This window comes from Sulfitobacter sp. HI0129, assembly GCF_001635395.1.
Lineage (GTDB): Bacteria > Pseudomonadota > Alphaproteobacteria > Rhodobacterales > Rhodobacteraceae > Sulfitobacter.
In genome coordinates, this window is record NZ_LWGH01000373.1 from 1 (window position 1) to 6,021 (window position 6,021).

Annotated in this window: 7 protein-coding genes; 5 read left to right on the top strand and 2 right to left on the bottom strand. The window is 53.5% G+C overall.

What is annotated here, in order from left to right; genetic code table 11:
* A protein-coding gene (locus tag A3764_RS24015) for an IS5 family transposase (RefSeq protein ID WP_150122127.1) occupies positions 1-734 on the bottom strand; the annotation gives its coding sequence in 2 pieces (ribosomal slippage) (positions 1-413 and positions 413-734; 735 coding nt annotated over the 2 pieces). This gene is flagged as partial in the annotation.
* 467 nt (positions 735-1,201) lie between these two features.
* Between A3764_RS24015 and A3764_RS09595 the strand changes: the two genes are divergently transcribed.
* The 4 genes from A3764_RS09595 to A3764_RS09615 all read left to right on the top strand — a co-directional run bounded on the left by A3764_RS09595 (position 1,202) and on the right by A3764_RS09615 (position 3,978).
* Positions 1,202-1,786, top strand: coding sequence for a hypothetical protein (locus tag A3764_RS09595; RefSeq protein ID WP_150120797.1), 585 nt, complete (start codon positions 1,202-1,204; stop codon positions 1,784-1,786).
* Between the two features lie 489 nt (positions 1,787-2,275).
* Positions 2,276-2,914 (top strand): hypothetical protein, encoded by a 639-nt coding sequence (locus A3764_RS09605; protein ID WP_150120796.1) that lies wholly within the window; start codon positions 2,276-2,278, stop codon positions 2,912-2,914.
* A gap of 1 nt (position 2,915) precedes the next feature.
* A complete protein-coding gene (locus A3764_RS09610) occupies positions 2,916-3,368 on the top strand; it encodes a hypothetical protein (RefSeq protein WP_067924693.1) in 453 nt (150 codons plus the stop codon).
* Positions 3,369-3,528: 160 nt separating this feature from the next.
* Positions 3,529-3,978, top strand: coding sequence for a hypothetical protein (locus tag A3764_RS09615; protein WP_150120795.1), 450 nt, complete (start codon positions 3,529-3,531; stop codon positions 3,976-3,978).
* Positions 3,979-4,159: 181 nt separating this feature from the next.
* On the opposite strand, the gene A3764_RS24020 is transcribed toward A3764_RS09615, so the two are convergent.
* On the bottom strand, positions 4,160-5,398 hold the full coding sequence (locus tag A3764_RS24020) for a DNA cytosine methyltransferase (protein ID WP_082850908.1): 1,239 nt from the start codon (positions 5,396-5,398) through the stop codon (positions 4,160-4,162).
* Positions 5,399-5,553: 155 nt separating this feature from the next.
* Here A3764_RS24020 and A3764_RS09620 point away from each other — a divergent pair.
* Positions 5,554-6,021: hypothetical protein (locus A3764_RS09620; protein ID WP_150122128.1), on the top strand; the 468-nt coding region annotated here is incomplete at its 3' end.

Here is a 6,021-nt window from a genome sequence, read left to right on the forward strand (position 1 = left end):
GGCGAGGGCGATGGCTGACAGGAAGACTTTCGGGCATCTATCGTAACGGGTTGCCACACGCCGCCAATCCTTCAGCCTGCCGAACATGATTTCGATCCGGTTGCGCCGCTTGTAGCGACGCTTGTCGTACTTCACTGGCTTCTTCCGCTGTTTACGGCCAGGGATACACGCCCGTATCCCTTTGTCTTTCAACGCTTCTCGGAACCAATCGGCGTCATAGCCACGATCGCCAAGCAGCCAGTCCACCCTGGGCAAACGGCTCACCAGTGCTCGGGCACCGACGTAATCGCTGACCTGTCCTGCGGTCACGAACAGATTGAGCGGTCGGCCTTGGCTGTCGCAGATGGCGTGCAGCTTGGTGTTCATGCCGCCCTTGGTACGGCCAATCAGGCGTCCACGCCCCCCTTTTTGACGGCCAGACTGGTCGCTGTGCGGTGTGCCTTCAGGTGCGTGGCGTCGATCATCACAGTCTTCTTTTCCTCGTGACTTTCGGCCAGACCTGCCATCATCCGGGCAAAGATACCTTTGTCGCTCCACCGCTTCCAACGGTTGTACAGCGTCTTGTGCGGCCCGTATTCCTTAGGCGCGTCGCGCCAACGCAAGCCATTGCGATTGATGAAGATAATCCCACTCAACACACGCCGATCATCGACGCGGGGTTTGCCGTGGGACTTGGGGAAGAAGGGCTCAAGACGCGCCATTTGCGCATCTGTCAGCCAGAATAGATCAGACATGTTCACCGCTCGTTTTTCCAACCGTGAATCATGTCGCCGTGCGGAAATCAATGGGTCCTGACCCTAATACAGAAGAGCAAGAAAGCATCATATTAATGAGTTTGGATTCACGACCGTAAGAGGCCATAGAGACATATAGACATATAGAGTTTTTGTCGTGTGTGGCCTGACAGGCCCGACAGACTTAACTTGCCAAATCAGGCGTACCGTCAACCTCCACTGGTTTCATTGCGCACACGTGAGAAGCAATGACGCATATAGGTGCGAACGCTGGTTTTGATCTTTCTGGCAATACGACAATCATAAAGCAACAAGGCCTGAGATCGGCTCAATGAAAAACATCGTCAGCAGATCAAGGGACTACCAATCATATCCCCCTAACTGGGCTCCCTTTTGCTCAACATTCCCAAACACTTATGGGATGGCAAAAATGGAGCCCTGCCAGAGGCCCAGTGGAGGGCAGATCGATGAGCGTGATTAACAGGCTATCCCCTGCTGCTGACCCGCACATGAAATCCAAGATGCCCAAGGTCTATGACCAGAAAGCAGAAGAGTTCCTGGTCCATCTTCGGCAATTTGGCCAGATCACCTATGCGGCCAATATGACGGGCCTGACCCGTCGTACCTTTTATGCAAGGCGTGAACGCGATCCTGACTTTGCGGAGCGTTGGGATGAGGCCCTGGCGTCCTTCGAAGAAGATCTGACTTGGCGGGTGATTCATACGGCCACAGAGATGGGAACAGGAAAATGGGTTCCCGTCTGTGATGCAACTGGCCAACCCATATTGAATGATGATTTCGAACAGGTCATGCGGTTCGACACTTCAAACGTGGATCCACGGATCACAAACAAACTTCTGTCTCTGCGGGTGCGATCCGTCAATGACGTGCCTGTTGCCGTACAGGTCAACAACGCAACGCACGTCCATGCCGGACCTCGGCCCATGCCGAAGCTTGTGAAGCCTTCGGCGACAAACGACATCATCGACGCTGTGCCGATTGTCGAAACAACCCAAGGTACAGACCATAAGGTTGAAAACGATGATGTCTGATTGGCCAGAAGTTGAGGTGGTGATCGTCCTGCCTAGCGGGGTTGCCACATTGCCCTTCGACGGTGGGGCGATCACCTGCCGTGTGACCTTGGGCCATCTGGATGCACCTGACACTGGCCTCATTGCCGAATTGCGTGCTGGGGCGGAACCGGTGCCATGGCGATCTGCGCAGGTGCGAGATGAGGCACTTTGGTCGATAGAGACACGGATCGGCCTGGATCAGGAAATTCGGCAAGAGCTATTGGATCACGTTCGCAGAACGCCGTGGTTTGAGGGCTGAAAGAAGAGCTGAGCGTCAAGGCTTTCTTGGCTGCTGAACCCCGCTGCCAGCAAATGGCCTCCGAACGCTATACGCTGGTCCCCCATGCGGCTTCGTTGCGCCATTTTAATCAGGTTGCACGGATTTGGATCACCGGGCGGCACAGGGACGCGGGTTCGGCCTCCTTCTTTCCCGCGTCCCCAACCAAACCGCAAAAGAAAGAAGTCCGCATGAAAGATATCGAAAAACGGTCGCAGGAACTCCGCGAAGAACGGACCAATCTGTCAAAAGAACTGGACGATGCACGGGAGCTGGCTCCGCAGGCGATCATCGAGGGCAGGCAACCACCCCCCACGGCATCACTTGCAGAACGGCTGGCCAATCTGGACGCTGCAATCAGCACATTGGATGCAAGGCTGGCAGATGCATCGGAAGCGCGGGACCGTGCGCGTCGCACCAGACAGGTGCAGTCAGGTCTGGAGGCAACATCCGAGCGGCAAAAACTGGCTGCTGCGGTCGACTCCGCTCTGTCTGCCCTCGCCAAGAACTGGTCGGCCTATCGAGAAGCTGTACGGCATGGCGTCGGCTCTACGGCAGCCGCAGGCGGTGATGTTGCACCCATTGATCGGGTGCTGACAAACAATCGTCAATCAGAAGCCCTGATCAAAGCGCTGATCGCCGCTGGCAATCAGGAACTGGTGCGCTCGCTAGGTATCGATACGCCGATCAAAGCACGCCACGCGATCACCCTTGAGGATGCCGAAAGCCGCGTTTCACATTCCTTGAACGTGGAGCTTGCTCGCATCAAGGCTGCCTCGCCCCAGCGTGGTATTGCCATGCAGGCCCAGAAAGACCTGGAGGACTACTGAGATGACAATCGACGGAAACAGACATGCAGATGACCTGGTGCGGTTGGAGGCGAAAAGGAAAGAGCTTGAAGACACCCTGGCGGCATTGGCACGTGATGAAGACGAACTTGGTCGTGTTCTGGAGCTGGCCAAGGAGGTTGATCAACTTGAACAGCAAGTAGACGCTGCCCGTGCAGCCGCAAATATTCCCCATGAAACCGCAAAAAGGAGCGCAATCATGCCTGACGACTTCCAAAAACGCGCACTGGCCAACAAAAAAGTTGCCGAAAAACAGCTGGACGACTTGGCCAAATCACTTCGCCAGCCCGGCGAGACCTTTGAAGCTGCCTACTCCAGGTCGCTTGACACTGGAATGGGTGCTATGATGCTGAAAACACTGGATGATGCAACCGCTTTGGCGTCTGGAAACCCGACCCAGTTTGATCTGGAAAAGGCACGCATTGCCCTTCAATAAAACCGTCTATTATTATTACGAAAATCGTTGAATTTAACTTTCTGTTAAGTGGCTTTTATGCACAAACGAGAAGTAATAGTTTTAAAAATTTTGGGCGAATGAGATTTCTATTTGCATGGACACCGGTGATCGGCTGTCCGCGCAAAATGAGGAGATTCCCATGCGCTACTATGAAGATCAAACCTACCCGTTAGATGATTTTGCTGATCTGGCTTTTGCAGAGCACGACGGTCCATCTGACCCGTCAAGCCCGCAGGCGGTCGCGGAGTACGCGGCGTCATTGACGCCTGCCACCAAGGACCGTGAAAACCGCCGTAAGGCTGTCTTTCGTGATGCGGCGCTGACATCAATGCTGCAAAATATCGAAAGGCTGCGTGCCCCCGAGCAAACCGGCGTTGCCTATATCTACGGCTTCTTGAAATCAGCAACTGAAGAAAACCGACGTCGGTCAAATCCCGCATTGCCGCAAGTCAATGATCGGGTCGTCAAACTGGCCACGGAGCTCTACGACATGAGCTTCAGGCTCAAAACCAAGACCGAAACCGGCGAGCTGATTGGGGACTGCGTTGCCCGTATCTGCCACGAGCACAACCGATCTGATCCTCGCTAAAAAAAAAGCGCTCCCGCAGCCAAATTGGCTGCGGGAAACCTCAATTTAGGTGTGGTCAATCACGCCTCCTAGGTGGTCTATTCTGGGCCTTTCAGAGCCAGCCGCCCCGCAAGATATTGATTTCATTCATGGAATTTTAGGAGATCAAGAGGCTTTGAATCCTTAGATTCCAGGCGCTTTCTTAGGCTGCGTCCTTTTGAAGTTTCAAACTTTCCGTGGTCCACTTTGCTAAGTGATCAGAAATCGCGGTGCCAAACGCTCTAGCAAGAGGCACTGGAACTGCGTTGCCAACTTGCTGATACATTTTCCCAAGATTTGAACCCGCAAATTGAAATGCGTCGGGAAATCCTTGCAGCCGCGCTGCTTCACGAACCGAGATTGTCCTGTTCTGCTCAGGATGAACATATGCACCCCAATGCGGATCGCATTTGGTCAGCAACGTGGACGCCATGCCATTACGGTCCAAACGACCATAACGTTTAGTATGATCAGTCAATCGAGCACGTTGCATTCCAGCAGGTAACAATTCTCGTGGGATATCTCGCCAATTTCCACCTTCCGGGACGCAAACAATGCGATCCAAGTTTACTTTCGTAAGGCCGTGGCAGACATGATTGTATAGCGCGGTTGCGCCTTTTCTTGCAAAACGCTGATACTCAGTTGTTGCGCTTGTTCCCTGCCAGCCTGAGACCTGTGTTCCACCACCATTCTCCAAATCGGGGAGATCTCCTATTGCGTTCCCAACAGTAACAATTCGTTTTGCTGCGCCCTCAGGTCGCTCACTTTTCCTTCGTCCAAGCCCATCCAAAAATTTGGACCAATGGGTTGGTTTAGGCAATAGCTCGGCGGCGTCCCCAATGCGGCTAGCAACAATGAACACCCTGCGGCGAGCCTGAGGCGTTCCATAGAGTTCGGCGGACAACGTTTCATAAGCAACACTGTAACCTTGGTCACTCAATGAACTAAGTATCGCCTTGACCACCTGACCGTTGTCTATCGAAAGTATGCCCGGCACATTTTCCATCACCAGCGTTTTTGGGCGAAGCCTCTTCACCAGCGTCAAATAATATTCAAAGAGCCGGGCACGGTCGTCGATTGCATTTCTCTTGTGATTGTTATGACTGAACGACTGACAAGGCGGCCCTCCAATAAGGCAGTCCAGTTCTCCACGGCCCAGCGCACTCGCGCGCAAAATGTCGTCAGCGCAGACTAACGAAATCGCGCCCTCAATAAATGACGTCTCAGGAAAATTTAGGCGAAATGTCTCTGACGCTGCCGAATCCATGTCATTGGCACAGGCAATGCTCCAGCCAGCCTGACGAAAGCCAACCGCGAGGCCTCCAGCACCTGCAAAAAGGTCAACGCACCTAGGCCCGTCGGCTAGGGTAGACCTTCTCTTGTGCAGCGTGATGCCCGACATGCTCAATCTTCTTATTCAGTCAATATATTAGGGCCCAAGCCCGCATCCTAACCATATCTTGAACCATCGAGCTTGAACACTGCAAAATTAGAGCCTTGCAAGAGCGCCAATATCTTGATAGGACTTGCTCAGGCAACTTATGCAAGGATTGAGTGATGAAGGATGATAGCAAGAACTTGGAGACCCTCCCGCCGAGCGAGGAGCGAGTTCTCTTTGAGCGAATCGGAAGTACAGAATGGGAGATGCGGGAAGTCGGACTTGATGTGCATGACGAAGTTGCCCTTTGGGACGAGAACCCGCGCCTGCAAACGGCAAAGATGGATGGCTTCTCAACAGAGATTCAGCTTGAGGAGGCACTTCGCGGTTCACGTGGTTACGACGGTCTCAAAAAGTCGATCCAAGAGATCGGGCAAATGCAGTCGATCTACGTAAAGAAAACGCCGACAGGTAAATACCTGACTCTCGAAGGAAACACCCGTGTTGCCGTATTGCGGGAGCTCGACCGCAAATTCCACTCTGGAAAGTTCGCGGGAACCTTCCGGCGCGTAACCGCTAAAATTGTTCCACAAAACTTTGGTGATCGTGAGATTGCCATCCTTCTAGCTGGGATTCACGTTCGGGGG